Annotated in this window: 14 protein-coding genes; 13 read left to right on the top strand and 1 reads right to left on the bottom strand. The window is 45.7% G+C overall.

Going from position 1 to position 17,185, the window contains the following annotated elements; all coding sequences use genetic code 11:
- On the top strand, window positions 1-1,497 hold a 1,497-nt coding region (locus V7D18_RS23650; protein ID WP_426158080.1), incomplete at its 5' end, for a doubled motif LPXTG anchor domain-containing protein.
- A 138-nt stretch (window positions 1,498-1,635) separates the two neighbouring features.
- Here V7D18_RS23650 and V7D18_RS23645 read toward each other — a convergent pair.
- Window positions 1,636-3,114, bottom strand: a complete 1,479-nt coding sequence (locus V7D18_RS23645; RefSeq protein ID WP_426158078.1) for a DUF1846 domain-containing protein — start codon at window positions 3,112-3,114, stop codon at window positions 1,636-1,638.
- A gap of 154 nt (window positions 3,115-3,268) precedes the next feature.
- On the opposite strand from V7D18_RS23645, the gene V7D18_RS23640 reads away from it, so the two are divergent.
- The 12 genes from V7D18_RS23640 (at window position 3,269) to V7D18_RS23585 (ending at window position 17,181) form a co-directional block, all read left to right on the top strand.
- On the top strand, window positions 3,269-4,141 hold the full coding sequence (locus V7D18_RS23640) for a methionyl aminopeptidase (protein ID WP_426158076.1): 873 nt from the start codon (window positions 3,269-3,271) through the stop codon (window positions 4,139-4,141).
- On the top strand, window positions 4,141-4,698 hold the full coding sequence (locus V7D18_RS23635) for a DNA-3-methyladenine glycosylase I (RefSeq protein WP_426158074.1): 558 nt from the start codon (window positions 4,141-4,143) through the stop codon (window positions 4,696-4,698). The genes V7D18_RS23640 and V7D18_RS23635 overlap by 1 nt, the downstream gene beginning before the upstream one ends.
- Before the next feature lie 15 nt (window positions 4,699-4,713).
- Entirely contained in the window at window positions 4,714-5,484 is a 771-nt protein-coding gene (locus V7D18_RS23630; RefSeq protein ID WP_426158072.1) for a GNAT family N-acetyltransferase, read from the top strand.
- A 127-nt stretch (window positions 5,485-5,611) separates the two neighbouring features.
- Complete coding sequence (locus V7D18_RS23625) at window positions 5,612-7,060, top strand: putative glycoside hydrolase (protein ID WP_426158070.1); 1,449 nt, start codon at window positions 5,612-5,614, stop codon at window positions 7,058-7,060.
- Between the two features lie 15 nt (window positions 7,061-7,075).
- The gene (locus tag V7D18_RS23620; RefSeq protein ID WP_426158068.1) at window positions 7,076-7,573 is read left to right on the top strand and encodes a DUF1653 domain-containing protein; all 498 of its coding nucleotides are present in this window, start codon (window positions 7,076-7,078) and stop codon (window positions 7,571-7,573) included.
- A gap of 10 nt (window positions 7,574-7,583) precedes the next feature.
- The gene (gene uvrC / locus V7D18_RS23615) at window positions 7,584-9,455 is read left to right on the top strand and encodes an excinuclease ABC subunit UvrC (protein WP_426158066.1); all 1,872 of its coding nucleotides are present in this window, start codon (window positions 7,584-7,586) and stop codon (window positions 9,453-9,455) included.
- A gap of 70 nt (window positions 9,456-9,525) precedes the next feature.
- The gene (hprK, locus tag V7D18_RS23610; protein WP_426158064.1) at window positions 9,526-10,458 is read left to right on the top strand and encodes an HPr(Ser) kinase/phosphatase; all 933 of its coding nucleotides are present in this window, start codon (window positions 9,526-9,528) and stop codon (window positions 10,456-10,458) included.
- An 8-nt stretch (window positions 10,459-10,466) separates the two neighbouring features.
- Window positions 10,467-11,378, top strand: a complete 912-nt coding sequence (gene murB, locus V7D18_RS23605; RefSeq protein ID WP_426158062.1) for a UDP-N-acetylmuramate dehydrogenase — start codon at window positions 10,467-10,469, stop codon at window positions 11,376-11,378.
- 19 nt (window positions 11,379-11,397) lie between these two features.
- Window positions 11,398-12,279 carry an RNase adapter RapZ gene (gene rapZ / locus V7D18_RS23600; protein WP_426158060.1) on the top strand — a complete coding sequence of 294 codons (882 nt, stop codon included), beginning with the start codon at window positions 11,398-11,400 and terminating at the stop codon, window positions 12,277-12,279.
- 2 nt (window positions 12,280-12,281) lie between these two features.
- Entirely contained in the window at window positions 12,282-13,268 is a 987-nt protein-coding gene (gene whiA / locus V7D18_RS23595; RefSeq protein WP_426158058.1) for a DNA-binding protein WhiA, read from the top strand.
- A gap of 11 nt (window positions 13,269-13,279) precedes the next feature.
- Window positions 13,280-13,537 (top strand): HPr family phosphocarrier protein, encoded by a 258-nt coding sequence (locus tag V7D18_RS23590; protein ID WP_426158056.1) that lies wholly within the window; start codon window positions 13,280-13,282, stop codon window positions 13,535-13,537.
- A 161-nt stretch (window positions 13,538-13,698) separates the two neighbouring features.
- Window positions 13,699-17,181 (top strand): DNA polymerase III subunit alpha, encoded by a 3,483-nt coding sequence (locus tag V7D18_RS23585; protein ID WP_426158054.1) that lies wholly within the window; start codon window positions 13,699-13,701, stop codon window positions 17,179-17,181.
- The last annotated feature ends 4 nt before the right edge of the window (window positions 17,182-17,185 follow it).

Here is a 17,185-nt window from a genome sequence, read left to right as displayed (position 1 = left end):
AATGCGCCAAAGACAACAACCGGCTACAAGCTAATGACCGGGCAGCCGGAAAGCATGATAATCACAGCAGCTGGCCCCAACGAAAAGACTGTGTATTATGAAATAGATGAGGATCAGACACTGAATTATAAAATCAAATATTTCTATAATAACAGTGAAGATGAAAAGGCAGAGGAAAACAGTAAGGTATTGGTAGCTGATCCTACTGTAAATCAAGTGCCGTTAAAAGCAAAGGCTGGCTATAAATTGTCAGATAAACCATACAATCCGGAACTACCGACGGCTATTACCGAGGAAAACAATGTAATAAACGTTTATTATGATCCGGTGCAGGTTAATTATGTTGTAAACTTGTATTATCAGGTAAATGGCGGATATACTGAGGAGCCATCATATTCGTATACCAGAAGAGGTTATACTGATTCTGAGGCCGAGGTGACGGCTGATGACAGGGAAATAAAGAAACCAGGGTATGTGTTTGATGAAGCTGCCAAAGATAACGTATTGGGTGGAACTGTAGCTGGAGATGGAAGCCTGGTGCTTAAGGCATACTTTAAACAGCAGTTCGCAGTAACTTATGCTCCCGGAACCCAGGGGACCTTTCAGATTCAAAAAGCGGAAGGCCTGGACTATAATACAAAAACTCCGGAATTTGAGGGTACGCCAACAGGAAAGCCGGGATATGTATTTGCAGGCTGGAGTCCAAAGCCTGAACCTTCTGTTACAACAGACACCACTTATACAGCGCAATGGATTTCTTCAACCAGCACGAAATATACGGTGGAATTCTACTACGAAAGTAAAGGAAAATATCCGGCACAGCCCAGTAACTCTTCGTTGAGAGCAGGAACAACAGATGCGTTGGCAGCTGTAACTGATTCTGATAAGACAGCATCAACCGGGTATATACTTGATTCAAATGCAGCCAATGTATTTGAGGCGGCAGTAGCTGGCGATGGCGGGATGGTACTCAAGGTATACTTCAAGCAGCAGTTTATGGTAACCTATAATCCCGGCGAGCATGGTTCATTTAAAGAACAGACTAACACAGGACTCAGCTATGGTGATGAGATTCCTGCATTTAACGGGCAGACCACAGCAAACGGTAACTACAGCTTTAAGGGATGGAACAAAGAAATTGCCAGAACAGTAACAGAAAATGTAGTTTATACCGCATTGTGGAGTTACAACGGCAGTGGCAGCAGTGGCAGCAGTGGAGGAAGCAGCGGAAGCAGCTCCGGCGGCCCAAGAACAACTGGTACCCGCGCACCCGGAGGTCCTGGCGACACAACTGTTACCATTGAGCCAGTACCAGTTCCATTAGCAAACCTGCCGGAAAAAACGAATCTCGTTCTCATCGACGACGGCAACATCCCCTTGGCAGGACTTCCCAAAACTGGTGACAGGGCACCTGTACAGGGCGTTGCAGCAATTGTATCGGGAATCTTATTAGCGGCCTATCTGGCAATCAGTCATAAGCGCAGAGATGAAAGGTAAGAGTCGAAGAACAATGTAGAAATAATAAAAAAGGCCAGTGATCAATATCAAAAACGGAGCTGTTGCAAAAGTAGATCATTACTGAAACAGCAGCTCCGTTTTCATGTCCAAAAACAGAAAAGAACACTTCTTTTTGATTTAATGATAAATTTTCTTCTCCTCATAAATTGGCTCGCAGGTTAATCGGATTCCTAATCTTTTAAAGGTTTTCACATCCACATCAGAAAGCAGGACAGACGTGTGTGCATCGGTTCCTTTTAATTTAGGGAGCTGTTCCAGCGCAATCTGTGCATTCACATCTGTGGCGGCAGAAGCAGACAGCGCGATCAGCACCTCGTCTGTGTGAAGTCTGGGATTTTTGCTTCCCAGATACTTAACCTTTAATTTCTGAATCGGTTCAATGGAAGAAGGAGATATCAAATGGACATCGTGAGGAATATTTCCCAGAACCTTCACTGCATTTAGCAAAAGAGCAGCCGAGGCTCCCAGTAAATTAGTGGTTTTTCCTGTCACAACGGTATCGTCACCCAGCGAAAGTGCAGCTGCAGGAGAGCCGTTTTTCTGCGCAAGCTCATTGGCAGCGACTACGGTTTTTCTCATCTCAGTGTTGATCTTAGCCTGCTTCATCACCAGCTCGATTTTATAGACCTCATCTTTGGAACCCATATCCTTAGCCAGCCGGGACAACGCCTGATAATAGCGTCTGATGATCTCCTGACGGGAGGCTTCCCTGCAGATCTCATCATCCACGATACAGTGGCCAGCCATATTCACGCCCATGTCGGTAGGTGATTTGTACGGACATTCCCCATAGATTCCCTCAAATATTGCGCTTAATACCGGGAAAATTTCCACATCCCGGTTATAATTTACCGTAGTTAACCCATAAGCTTCCAAATGGAAGGGATCGATCATATTCACATCATTTAAATCAGCAGTGGCAGCTTCATAAGCCAGATTCACCGGATGCTTTAACGGAATATTCCAGATAGGGAAGGTCTCAAACTTGGCATAACCGGCTTTTACTCCCCGTTTGTTCTCGTGATAGAGCTGGGATAAGCAGGTTGCCATCTTTCCGCTGCCAGGTCCCGGGGCGGTGATGATCACCAGAGGTTTGGAGGTTTCAATATAGTCATTTCTTCCATAACCTTCATCACTGACAATGAACGAAATGTTGGCAGGATAGCCGTCAATGATATAATGTCGGTATACCTTAATTCCCATTGATTCCAGCTTCCCCTTAAATACATCTGCTGCCTTCTGACCGGAGTACTGGGTGATAACAACACTTCCCACATACAGCCCCTTGTCGGTAAAAGACTGAATGAGGCGGAATACATCCACATCATATGTAATGCCAAGGTCGTGGCGGATCTTGTTCTTTTCAATGTCAGCTGCGCTGATGGCAATCACGATCTCTGCCTGATCAGAAAGCTGCATCAGCATACGAAGCTTGCTGTCCGGTTCAAACCCTGGAAGCACTCTGGAAGCGTGGTAGTCGTCAAACAGTTTTCCCCCGAATTCCAGATAGAGCTTGTCCCCGAACTGGCTGATCCTTTCTTTGATGTGTTCTGACTGCATGGTTAAATATTTGTTGTTATCAAATCCTGGTTTCATTTGTCCCTCCGTAACTTGTTCATTTTCACAATACTTAAGATTGTAACATAGAAGCCTTAAAAATGCCATGGCTTTTATCTGTCCATATTTGGCAGAAACTCTTTACAACAGGCTCTAAACGTGTTAAAACGTTGTAGTAAGAAGGAGGAGAAATATGTTTAAAATAGGAAGAAACGACCCGTGCTGGTGCGGCAGCGGAAAGAAATATAAAACCTGTCATTTAGAGTTTGACAGAAAGCTTGAGAACTATGAAATTATGGGAGACGAGGTGCCCGATCACTCCATGATTAAGACACCGGCCCAGATTGAAGGAATACGCCGTGCAGGCGTTGTTAATAATCAGATTCTTGATCTGGTGGGAGAGAATATCCGAATGGGAATCAGTACGGAGGAGTTAAATACCCTGGTCCACGAAACCACCATTCGTCTGGGCGGAATTCCGGCACCCCTTAATTTTGAGGGATATCCCAAAAGCGTCTGCACCTCCATTAATGAGGTGGTCTGCCATGGAATTCCTGATCCGAAACGGATATTAAAAGAAGGGGACATCATTAATGTGGATGTAACCACCATTGTGGACGGTTATTATGCAGATGCCTCCAGAATGTACTGCATGGGAAACGTATCTCCGGAAGCCGAAAAACTGGTCCGCGTCACGAAAGAAAGTGTGGATCTGGCATTAAAAGAAGCCAGAGCGTGGGGACATTTGGGAGATATCGGAGCCGTGATTTCCGAATACATCTATGCCAATGGATTTACAGTTGTGAGAGAAATCGGCGGTCATGGAGTAGGACTGGATTTTCATGAGGAGCCGTGGGTCAGCCATATCGGAACAAGAGGAACGGATATGCTTTTGGTTCCGGGAATGATTTTTACCATTGAACCAATGGTTAACGCCGGAAAGGCTGATGTGGTGCAGGATGATACCGATGGCTGGACGATCTATACAAAAGATGGAAGCCTGTCGGCACAATGGGAATATACCGTATTAATTACAGAGGAAGGGCCGGAGGTGCTTGCCAGATAATGGAGATGAAACGCTGCTTTTGGGTGGATGAATCATCACCCATTTACGTGAAATATCATGATGAGGAGTGGGGAGTCCCTGTTTACGACGATCAGAAGCTGTATGAGATGTTTCTGTTAGAAACCTTTCAGGCAGGGCTTTCCTGGATTACCGTGTTAAAAAAGCGGGAAGCGTTCCGGGAGGCTTTTGACGGATTTAATCCGGAAAAGGTTTCCGCATATAAGGAAGAAAAGTTAAATGAGCTGATGGAGAACCCAGGCATTATCAGAAACAGAAGAAAAGTCGAGGCAGCCGTAAAAAATACCCGCATATTTATGGAGATACAAACGGAATTCGGATCATTTTCAAACTATTTATGGGGATTCACAGACGGGAAGATTATTGTGAACCAGGATGATAATTTTTCGGTAAAAACAGACCTGTCTGATCAGATATCAAAGAATTTGAAAAAAAGAGGCATGTCATTTGTGGGATCTGTAACCATTTATTCCTATCTTCAGGCAGTAGGAGTTGTCAATGACCATGAGCTTAGGTGTATCTGCAGGCAGCAGTTATAAGGAACAGGCGAAAATATGGGAGTCATTGAAATTGAGGACAAATCCATTTTGCAGCCTTTGTTTTCCGGCTGGGAGGAAACTCTCATCTGGTCCTGTCTGCAAAATGTCATGGGAAGGGCCTTTGCTGACAGGGAGAAAGATCCCCGGTCCGCGCAGCTTGTAATCGGAGATTTCTGCTTTTTTTCAGGGAAGCCAGACGCAGAATTAATTGCAAATAAGCCATCAGGAAGACAATCTGATTTTATCATTATGGTGCCCAGAGATGAGGCGTGGTCAGAAGCCATTGAGAAGGTCTGGAAGTCTTCTGCCAGCAGAAGGAGCCGCTTCGCCATAAAGAAAGAGCCGGATGTTTTTGACATAGATTTGTTAAACAGGGCGGTAGAGAGTCTTTCGCCTCCATTTTCCCTTCGTATGATTGACGAGGGGCTCTACAGTCAGGTGATGGAGCAGGACTGGTGCAGAGATTTATGTTCCCAGTTTGCAGACTATAAAGATTACAGGAAAAGGGGAATCGGAGTCGTCGCTCTTCTGGGCGAAGAGGTGGTTTCCGGTGCATCCTCCTATACGGTCTATCATGGCGGAATCGAAATTGAAATCGATACAAAGAAAGAATACAGGCGTCAGGGACTGGCGTTTTCCTGCGGCGCAAAGCTCATCCTGGAGTGCTTAAACAGAGGACTTTATCCCAGCTGGGATGCCCATAATCCGGGCTCTGTGGCACTTGCCGGGAAGCTTGGATATCATTTTGACCGGGAGTATCCGGTTTACGAAATTACTGGTTTTTAAATCGCGCAGCATGATGCTGCATCCGGAATATTAATTTTTATTTGGAAAATTTTACAAAATGTGGTAAAATGTTAAATAATTATTACAATGAGACACTGAAAACCATAAAGAAAGTGAAAGTGAAACGATGAAAAGATGGCTTTTGGCAGTAATTGTATGCTCAATAGTAGCAGCCGGATGCAGCAGATATAAAGGAATTCCCGAGACTACAGACACCGGTCCTTCCAGTGAAGAAGCAGCTGGAGATTCCAGTGAAAGCGCGAATGAGGACAGGCAGGACGAAACTGCGGAGGCATCGGCGCTTCCAAAGAAAGCTCCGGTGAAAGTGAAGGGGATTTATATCTCCGGATATATGGCAGGATCGGCAGGCTTCCAGGACATCCTTGACAAGATTGAGGGTACGGAGATCAATGCAGTGGTAATTGACGTTAAAAATGATGACGGCAGAATTACGTTTGCAATGGACGATGCCCCCACTGTGAAGGAAATCGGAGCGGAAAAAAAGTATATTCAGGATATGCCTGCCATGATGGCGCAGTTAAAGGCAAAAGGAATCTATACCATTGCGCGGGTGGTTGCATTCAGAGATCCCTATCTGGCGGAACAAAAACCGGAATGGAGCTTAAAAAACAAGGATGGAAGTCTGCACAGAGATAATAAGGGACTTGCCTGGGTCAATCCGTACCGGACAGAAGTCTGGGATTATCTGGTGGAGGTAGGAGAAGCTGCCTCTGAGGCAGGCTTTGATGAGGTCCAGTTTGACTACATCCGGTTTGCAACAGACAGCTCCATGAAGCAGGTGGCTTTTGATGAAAAGGATACCCAGGGACGTTCCAAGACAGATATTATTACAGAATTCATTGAATATGCCTATGGGAAGCTATCTGCCCGGAATATTCCGGTTTCAGCCGATGTGTTTGGAACCATCATCGGCAGTAATGTGGATGCCCAGGCAGTGGGACAGGTTTACAGTGATATGGCAAACCATCTTGACTATATCTGCCCGATGATTTATCCGTCCCACTACGGTGACGGCAATTTTGGAATCGACCATCCGGACACCCAGCCTTATGACACGATTCGGGCAGCTCTGAAGCTTTCCATGGCTGATCTGGAAAAGACAAAACAGGAGGGGGCCAGACAGGCAGTTGTCCGTCCGTGGCTTCAGGACTTTACGGCATCTTATCTGGATCACCACATTTCTTATGGGAAGAAAGAAGTAAGAGACCAGATCCAGGCAGTTTACGATGCTGGTTATGATGAGTGGATTCTTTGGAGCGCTTCCAACCGATATACCTGGGATGCGCTGTTGTCTGAGGAAGAGGCAGAAAAGGAAGCGGTCAGGATTGCCCAGCTAAGAGGCACAAAAGAGGAAGAGACAGAAACTGCGGCTGCCAAGACGGAGCCTGCTTCTGTCAAAGAGCAGAGTCAGGCGGAGAAGAGTCTGGAAGAGTCGGTTGCAAAAGAAGAGACAACCGGGCAGGAATCAGAAACCGGTGAAGCTTCAGAAAAAAAAGAAAAAAAGAATAAACCCCCAGTCGTGATTGTAACGACAGGCGGCTCCAGAAATGAATGAAAAGTGAGGTAAGCGATGGAGAGAACACCAAGACCAGGAGAATTTTACAAACATTTTAAGGATAAGATGTATCAGGTGATAGCAGTTGCGATTCATTCCGAAACCAGAGAAAAGATGGTGGTATATCAGGCTCTGTACGGAACCTTTGATGTTTATGTACGTCCTCTCTCCATGTTTACCAGCGAGGTGGATCATGAGAAATATCCGGATGTTCTTCAAAAGTACCGGTTTGAACGGGTGGATTTAAAGGAAACCGTTGTGCAGGACCAGCCGGTCAGCGAATTGAAAGACGGTCCCAATAAAAATCTGCTTGCATTTCTTGACGCGGAGACGTATCATGAGAAACTGGAGGTCTTAAGAACCTGTAAAGACAAATTTACGGCGGAAGAGCTGCTTGCCATCTGCGAGATCATGGAGATTGGTAGGGCGGATTCCGAGCCGGAAGAAAAGTACTATGCAGTGGAGCGTTATCTGGAACTGCAGATCAAATACGACGGAACAAGATTGAGGTGATTCGTACCAGGTGGACCACATCGAATTTAATATAGAAGAAGAATTAAAAAAACTGCCGTCCCAGCCTGGTGTGTATATCATGCACGACAGGCGGGACGAAATTATCTATGTAGGAAAGGCCATCAGCTTAAAAAACCGGGTCAGGCAGTATTTCCAAAGCAGCAGAAATAAAACGGCAAAGATCGAACAGATGGTGTCGAGAATCGCTCGTTTTGAATACATTATAACAGACTCGGAACTGGAAGCACTTGTGCTGGAATGCAATTTAATCAAGGAGCACCGCCCCCGTTATAACACCATGCTAAAGGATGATAAAACCTATCCTTATATTAAGGTTACGATGTACGAGGAATTTCCGCGGGTCCTGTTTTCCAGAGATATGAAAAAAGATAAAAGCAGATATTTTGGCCCCTATACCAGTGCAGGAGCGGTTAAAGATACCATTGAGCTGATCCATAAGCTGTACCAGATCAGAACCTGCAACCGGAATCTGCCAAGAGATATCGGGAAAGAAAGACCCTGCTTAAACTATCATATCAAGCAGTGCCAGGCGCCATGCCAGGGATATATCAGTCAGGAAGATTATGGAAAGTCCATCAGTCAGGTACTTGATTTTCTTGGAGGAAAATATGCGCCGGTCATTGCCATGCTGGAAGAAAAGATGCAGACTGCATCCGACGAGATGGATTATGAAAAGGCCATTGAATACAGAGATTTATTAACCAGTGTAAAACAGATCGCCCAAAAACAGAAGATTACAGACAGCGGTATGGAAGACCGGGATATTATCGCCATGGCAAAAGATGAAAAAGATGCTGTGGTCCAGGTCTTTTTTGTGCGTGAAGGAAAGCTGATCGGAAGAGAGCATTTCCATGTAAATGTGGCGACTGCGGAAGACAACGGTCAGATTTTAACCAGCTTTGTCAAACAGTTTTATTCAGGAACCCCCTTTGTTCCCAGAGAGATATGGGTTCAGACTCAGCTTGAGGAGGGAGAGGTAATCGGAGAGTGGCTGTCTGCCAGACGGGGTCAGAAGGTAAAACTCATCATACCGAAAAAGGGGCAGAAGGAACGCCTCGTGGAGCTGGCGGAACGGAACGCGGCTCTGGTGCTTTCCCAGGATAAGGAAAAGATCAAGCGTGAGGAGCTTCGCACAGTAGGAGCCATGAATGAGGTGGGAAGTCTGCTTGGACTTTCTGATGTAAAACGGATTGAAGCATTTGATATTTCCAATATAAGCGGTTTTGAGTCGGTAGGGTCCATGATCGTTTACGAAAACGGCAGGCCCAAACGAAATGATTACAGGAAATTTAAGATTAAATGGGTAAAGGGTGCCAATGATTACGCTTCCATGAATGAGGTTCTGACCAGAAGGTTTTCCCATGGATTACAGGAAGCGGAAAGCTTAAGGGAAAAGGGTGTAGAAGAAGAACTTGGAAGCTTTACCCGTTTTCCCGATCTGATCATGATGGATGGAGGCAAGGGCCAGGTGAACATCGCTCTGGAGGTTATGGAGCAGCTGGGGCTTGCTATTCCTGTATGCGGAATGGTGAAAGATGACAATCACCGGACCAGGGGGCTGTACTATAACAATGTGGAAATTCCCATTGACCGGCATTCGGAAGGGTTTAAACTGATCACAAGAATTCAGGATGAAGCCCACCGGTTTGCCATTGAGTATCACAGAAGTTTAAGAAGCAAGGGGCAGGTAAAATCCATTCTGGACGATATTCCCAATATCGGACCGGGGCGGAGAAAGGCTTTGATGCGCCGGTTTAAGGGGCTGGAAGCTGTGAAAGAAGCCACTTTAGAGGAGCTGGAAGCCACTGAGGGCATGAATTCCCGTTCTGCAAAAAGCGTATACGATTTCTTTCATAATTAGTGCCCACTGCTTTTCAAAACACCAAATCTGTGTTAGTATGAAAAAAACAGATGAAAAGGAGCATTTCACCATGCATGGAGTAGCAATCACAGATCTGATTGAAAAAATGAATCTCCGGAATATGACGCCGGAGATCGATGCGGAGAAAATTGTGCTCAGCCATCCGGATGTAAACCGTCCGGCTCTTCAGCTGACCGGTTTTTTTGATCACTTTGACAGTGAGCGGGTTCAGATTATCGGATATGTAGAGCAGGAATATATAAACCAGATGAATCATGATAGAAAGATGGAGATGTACGATAAACTGCTCTCCTATCAGATTCCGTGCCTGGTATACAGCCGCAGCCAGAATCCGGATGAGGATATGCTGGCACTTTGCAATCATTACGGAATCCCATGCCTTGTTTCAGATAAAACCACATCTGATTTAATGGCAGAGGTGATCCGCTGGCTGAAGGTAAAACTGGCACCATGTATCAGCATTCACGGCGTTTTAGTTGACGTTTTCGGTGAAGGTGTGCTGATTATGGGAGAGAGCGGAATCGGTAAAAGCGAGGCGGCTCTGGAACTGATTAAGAGAGGACACCGTCTTGTAACCGATGACGTGGTAGAGATCCGCAAGGTGAGTGATGATACCTTAATCGGAAGTGCGCCGGAGATTACGAGACATTTTATTGAATTACGGGGAATAGGAATTATTGATGTGAAGACATTATTTGGTGTGGAGAGCGTAAAGGACACACAGTCCATCGATATGGTGATTAAGCTGGAAGACTGGGATAAGGATAAAGAGTACGACAGACTGGGGATCGAGGACAATTATACGGAGTTTTTAGGCAATCAGGTTGTATGCCATTCCATTCCCGTTCGTCCGGGCCGTAATCTGGCCATTATCGTTGAGTCAGCTGCCGTCAATTACAGACAGAAGAAGATGGGGTACAACGCGGCACAGGAATTATACAACCGCGTCCAGGCAAACTTATCAAGAAAACAGGATGATTGAGGTGTCTGATGACTGGAATTTATGAAAAACTTCTTGGTGCAGCCGATAAAAACCATATAAAAGCAGGGGAAGAGATGCGAAGGCATACCTCCTTTCGGGTCGGGGGACCGGCAGCCTGCTTTGTAACTCCTGGAGATGAGAACGAGCTTGCAGCAGTTATAAAAATCTGTAAGCAGGAAGAAGTGCCTTATTTCATTTTAGGCAATGGAAGCAATCTTCTGGTAGGGGATCAGGGTTTTGATGGGGTGGTTATCTCTATGGACAGCTTTAACAGCTGTGACGTGAATGAGGAGACGGGGATGATAAAAGCCGGAGCAGGAATTTCTCTGGCGAGAATCGCACAGGAAGCATATAAGGCATCACTGACAGGCTTTGAGTTTGCTGCCGGAATTCCGGGAACTCTGGGGGGAGCCGTAGTCATGAATGCCGGTGCATATGGTTCGGAGATGAAAGAGGTACTTCGCAGTGTGAAAGTGGTCACAGGGGATGGAGTCATCACAGAGATTCCCGCAGGCGAGCTTTCCCTGGGGTACCGGACCAGCTGCATTATACCAAAGCAGTATGTTGTGTTTGAGGCTTCCATCCGCTTAAAAGAAGGCGATCCGGTTTCTATCAAAAGCCGTATGGATGAACTTGCACGCAGAAGAAAAGAAAAACAGCCCTTGGAATTTCCAAGTGCAGGAAGTACCTTTAAACGCCCGGAAGGACATTTTGCCGGGAAGCTGATTGAAGACGCAGGGCTTCGGGGATTTTCCGTAGGAGGAGCCCAGGTTTCAGAGAAACACTGCGGATTCGTGATTAATAAGAATCAGGCAACAGCGGCGGATATTATAGCCTTATGTGAAGAGATAAAAAACAGGGTATACGAAAAAACCGGAGTGATGCTTGAGATGGAAGTAAAGACACTGGGTAAGTTTTAACGGTGCAAAGGAGTATACAGTGAGGCTTGTAATTGTGACAGGCATGTCAGGCGCAGGGAAGACCCAGGCGCTCAAGATGTTGGAGGATATGGGATTTTACTGTGTGGATAATCTGCCCATACCGCTGATCGAGACGTTTGCAGAGCTTACCCTTAAAAATCCGGAAGGAATCCGGAACGCTGCTTTGGGAATTGATATCAGAAGCGGGGAAGATTTGTCGGTTTTAGACCGCATCTTTGATGAATGGTCCAGAAAACGGGTGCCCTTTGAGATTCTTTTCCTGGATGCCGGAGATGAAATACTGATTAAGCGGTATAAAGAAACCAGAAGAGCCCATCCTCTCGCAGCAGGCGGCAGAATTGACAGCGGAATCGAAAAAGAGCGTATGAAGCTTGCATTTTTAAAGGAAGAAGCGGATTATATCATCGATACCAGCAAGCTTCTCACAAAGGAACTGAGACAGGAACTGGAGAAGATTTTCATGAATCATGAGTCTTACCGTAATTTATACATTACAGTTCTTTCCTTTGGATTTAAATATGGAATTCCGTCCGATGCTGATCTGGTATTTGATGTGAGATTTCTGCCCAATCCCTACTATGTAGAGGAGCTGCGTAACAGGACGGGAGAAGAAAAAGCAGTGCGGGACTATGTGATGCAGCATGGAACCGCTGATCTGTTTTTGAACAAGCTTTATGATATGCTGGATTTTCTCCTTCCAAACTATGTTCTGGAGGGCAAAAACCAGCTGGTGATCGCCATTGGCTGCACCGGTGGAAAACACCGTTCCGTAACCGTTGCGAAGGCGGTTTACGATAAGTTTAAGTCCAGGGCTGAATTCGGTATAAAAATCGAACACCGGGATATTGATAAGGATAATACAGAAAAAAGGGTGGTCTAGATATGTCATTTTCTTCCAAATTAAAAGAAGAGCTTTCCAGGCAGATCAGTCCGGCAAGACATTGTCAGATCGCGGAAATGGCTGCGATCATCAGCCTTTGCGGTAAGATAATCATATCGGAAGAAGACCGCTATACGATTAAAATTCATACGGAAAATGTAGCAGTTGCAAGAAAGTACTTTACATTATTGAAAAAAACATTTAATATAAGTACTGATGTCTCTATTAGAAGAAACGCCTACTTAAACAGGAACCGTACCTATACGGTGACCATCCGGGAACATGAGGATGCCATTCGCGTGCTTCATGCGACCAAGCTCCTTGACGAGAACGGAGAGGTAGGAGAGAATTTAAATGTAGTGAAGAACGTGGTGATCCAGCAGTCCTGCTGCAGGAGAGCATTTATACGGGGGGCATTCCTCTCATCAGGATCCATCAGTGATCCGGAGAAGTTTTACCATTATGAAATCGTATGTGCCACAGAAGAAAAAGCAGAGCAGTTGAAATCAATTATTGCAACCTTTGAACTTGATGCAAAGATAGTAAAGAGAAAGCGTTATTTTGTTGTCTATATCAAGGAGGGAAGCCAGATTGTTGATATTTTGAATGTCATGGAGGCGCCGGTCACTTTAATGGAGCTTGAGAATATCAGGATATTAAAGGACATGCGCAACAGCGTGAACAGACAGGTCAACTGTGAGACTGCCAATATTAATAAAACGGTATCAGCTGCGGTAAAGCAGATAGAAGATATAGAATATATCAGAGATACAATCGGACTTGATAATCTTCCGGATAATTTAATGGAGATTGCCAGAGAGAGACTGGAAAGGCCGGACGCAACATTAAAAGAGCTTGGAGAAGCTCTGGACCCTCCTGTGGGCAAATCAGGAGTGAACCACCGACTTAGAAAGCTTTGTGATTTAGCAGGGCGGCTGCGCGGGACAGGCGTGGGCAGCGGAACGGAACAGATCCGTTCAGAGGAATGAGGAGGATAATTATGGTAAGAAAAACAGTCACCGTGGAACTTGCATCAGGTTTGGAAGCGAGACCAGTTGCTATGCTGGTTCAGGTTGCCAGCCAGTATGAAAGCAACATTTATGTTGAAATTGAATCAAAAAGAGTGAATGCCAAAAGTATTATGGGTATGATGACTCTCGGCCTTGCAGCTGGAGAGCAGATTACAATTACGGCTGATGGATCAGATGAAGAGCATGCGGTCAATGAGATCGAGAAATACTTGAGCAATCAGGAATAATAACTGGAATATAACGTGTTTTTGAGGCGGAGACTGCCATTGCCTGACAATGGAAGCTCCGCCTCTTATATATCTCCCTTTTTAATTTGGTGCAAATTATTTTCAGGGGCTGTCTTTTTATGCTATAATGGAAGAAATCAGGATAGAAGGAGAAACGACAGATGGCATTTACACATTTGCATGTCCATACAGAATACAGCCTGCTTGATGGGTCCTGCAAGATTAAGGAGCTGACAGCCAGAGCAAAAGAACTGGGGATGGACAGTATGGCAGTCACTGACCATGGCGTTATGTATGGTGTGATTGATTTTTACAGAGCCGCGAAGGATGCGGGCATCAAACCCATAATCGGCTGTGAGGTGTACGTGACGTCCGGTTCCAGATTTGACAGAGAGCTTGCAGGCGGGGAAGACCGGTACTACCATCTGGTACTTCTTGCTGAGAACAATCAGGGCTATCAGAATTTAATGAAGATTGTTTCCAAAGGATTTGTGGATGGATTTTATTATAAACCAAGAGTGGATTATGAAGTATTGAGAGAATATCATGAGGGCGTGATTGCCCTCAGCGCCTGTCTGGCAGGAGAGGTGCAGCGCTATATCGGCAGAGGCCAGTATGAGCAGGGAAAGGAAGCGGCACTTCGTTATCAGGAGATATTCGGAGAGGGTAATTTCTTCCTTGAGCTTCAGGATCACGGGATCCCCATGCAGAAGACCGTGAATCAGGGCCTGGTGCGTATGAGCGGGGAGACCGGAATTGAACTGGTAGCCACCAATGATATCCACTATACCTATGCGGAGGATGCCACACCCCACGACATTCTTTTGTGCATTCAGACCGGTAAGAAAGTGGCAGATGAGAACCGGATGCGCTATGAGGGCGGACAGTATTACTGCAAATCAGAAGAGGAGATGAAGACTCTCTTTTCCTATGCAACCCAGGCGGTAGAGAACACCCACAGGATTGCAGAGCGGTGTAATGTGGAGATTGAGTTTGGAGTCACAAAGCTTCCGAAGTACGATGTTCCGGAAGGCTTTGATTCCTGGACTTATTTAAATAAACTTTGCACGGAAGGATTTGAGCACCACTATCCGGAGGATGACGGAACATTAAAGGACCGCCTTGCCTATGAACTGGATGTAATACATACCATGGGGTATGTGGACTACTTTCTGATTGTCTGGGATTTCATCCATTACGCCAGATCCAAAGATATCATGGTAGGACCGGGAAGAGGTTCAGCAGCCGGAAGCATCGTTTCCTACTGTCTTGGAATCACGGACATTGATCCCATCCGTTACAACCTTCTTTTTGAACGGTTCTTAAATCCGGAACGTGTATCCATGCCCGATATTGACGTTGACTTTTGCTTCGAACGGCGTCAGGAAGTCATTGACTATGTAGTAGAGAAGTACGGCAAGGATCAGGTGGTTCAGATCGTTACCTTTGGTACCCTGGCAGCCAAGGGTGTGGTGAGAGACGTAGGAAGGGTGCTGGATATGCCTTACGCCCGCTGTGACGCCATTGCCAAGATGATACCGGGTGATCTTGGCATGACATTGGAAAAGGCGCTGAAACAAAGCCCTGACCTGCGCAGCGCGTACAATGACGATCCCGAGGTAAAATACTTAATTGACATGTCCATGCGTCTGGAGGGACTGCCAAGGCACACTTCCATGCACGCGGCGGGAGTTGTAATCAGTCGGACTTCCGTGGATGAATATGTACCGTTGTCCAGAGCTGCGGACGGAACCATTACCACTCAGTTTACCATGACTACACTGGAGGAACTGGGACTTTTAAAGATGGACTTCTTGGGACTTCGGACTCTTACGGTCATTCAGAATGCCGTTGCAGCAGTGGAGAAGAACCGGGATATTCTTCTTGATATGGACCAGATCGATTACAATGATAAGGCAGTGCTTGATTCCATCGGTTCCGGTAAGGATGATGGGGTCTTCCAGCTGGAAAGTTCGGGGATGAAGAGCTTCATGAAGGAATTAAAGCCGGAGAATCTGGAAGATATTATCGCCGGAATTTCCCTTTACCGTCCGGGTCCCATGGATTTTATTCCCAAATACTTAAAAGGCAAGAATGACCGGAATTCCATTACCTATGACTGTCCTCAGCTGGAACACATTTTAGGCCCCACCCACGGATGTATCGTATATCAGGAACAGGTTATGCAGATCGTCCGCGACCTTGCCGGATATACCATGGGCCGAAGCGATCTGGTGCGCCGTGCCATGTCAAAGAAAAAGACCTCAGTCATGGAGAAGGAACGCCAGAACTTCGTATACGGCAACATGGCAGAAGGCGTATCCGGATGTATTTCCAATGGAATTGATGAAAAGACAGCCAATCAAATCTATGATGAGATGATTGATTTTGCAAAATATGCCTTTAATAAATCCCACGCTGCGGCATATGCAGTGGTATCCTATCAGACTGCATTTTTAAAATACTATTATCCCCAGGAGTTTATGGCGGCTTTGCTGACCTCTGTTATGGACAATGTGTCTAAGGTTTCAGAGTATATTCTAAGCTGCAGGCAGATGGGAATATCCATACTCCCGCCGGATATCAATGAGGGAGAAAGCGGATTCTCCGTTTCCGGCAAGTCCATCCGGTACGGGCTTTCCGCCATTAAAAGCGTGGGCAAATCCGTTGTGGAACAGATTGTGGAGGAGCGGACGCGAAACGGTCTTTATCACGATATGGAAGATTTTATTGACCGGATGAGCAACAAGGAGGTTAATAAGCGGACGCTGGAGAATTTCATCAAATCAGGTGCACTTGATACACTTCCCGGCACCAGGAAGCAGAAGCTTTTAATCGCTCCCGAGCTTCTTGACCAGAGAAGCAAGGAGCGAAAAAATACCATGGAAGGGCAGATCACCCTGTTTGATCTTGCCGGTGAGGAAGAGAAAAGCAACTACCAGATCACATTTCCTGAGGTGGGAGAGTTTGAGAAGGAAGACCTTCTGGCCTTTGAAAAAGAAACTCTTGGGATCTACGTAAGCGGCCACCCTCTGGAGGCATATGAGGAGACATGGAGAAATCACATTACGGCAGTCACTGTGGATTTTATTGTTGATGAGGAGACCCAGAAAACCAATGTACAGGACGGGTCTTATGTGACCATTGGTGGTATGATTACAGGTAAAACCGTAAAAACTACCAGAAACAACAAGATGATGGCATTCATAACCCTGGAAGATCTGGTTGGTTCCGTGGAGGTCATTGTATTTCCAAAGGACTATGAGAGTAAAAGAGAGCTGTTTGTAGAAGATTCCAAGGTATTTATCCAGGGAAGGGCATCTATTGGAGATGATCCGGTTGGCAAGCTGATCTGCGAGAGAGTGATCCCATTTTCAGCAGTACCCAAAGAGCTGTGGCTGAAATTCCCTGATAAGGATACGTATGTGAAGTCAGAGCGGGAGATTCTTGAGCTGTTAAGAGAATCCGAAGGCAGCGATTCCGTAATCATCTATCTGGAGAGTGAACGGGCAAAAAAAGTGCTCCCGGCTAACTGGAATGTAAACGCTTCCGATGGACTTATTGATATTTTAACCAAAAAACTTGGTGAAATAAATGTCAGACTTGTAGAAAAAAAACTTGAAAAGATTGGCAAAATGAATTAGAATA

This window comes from Lacrimispora sp. 38-1, assembly GCF_049890855.1.
GTDB lineage: Bacteria > Bacillota > Clostridia > Lachnospirales > Lachnospiraceae > Lacrimispora.
The sequence above is the reverse complement of the archived record's forward strand: the minus strand, read 5'-3'. Positions and strand labels throughout refer to the sequence as shown.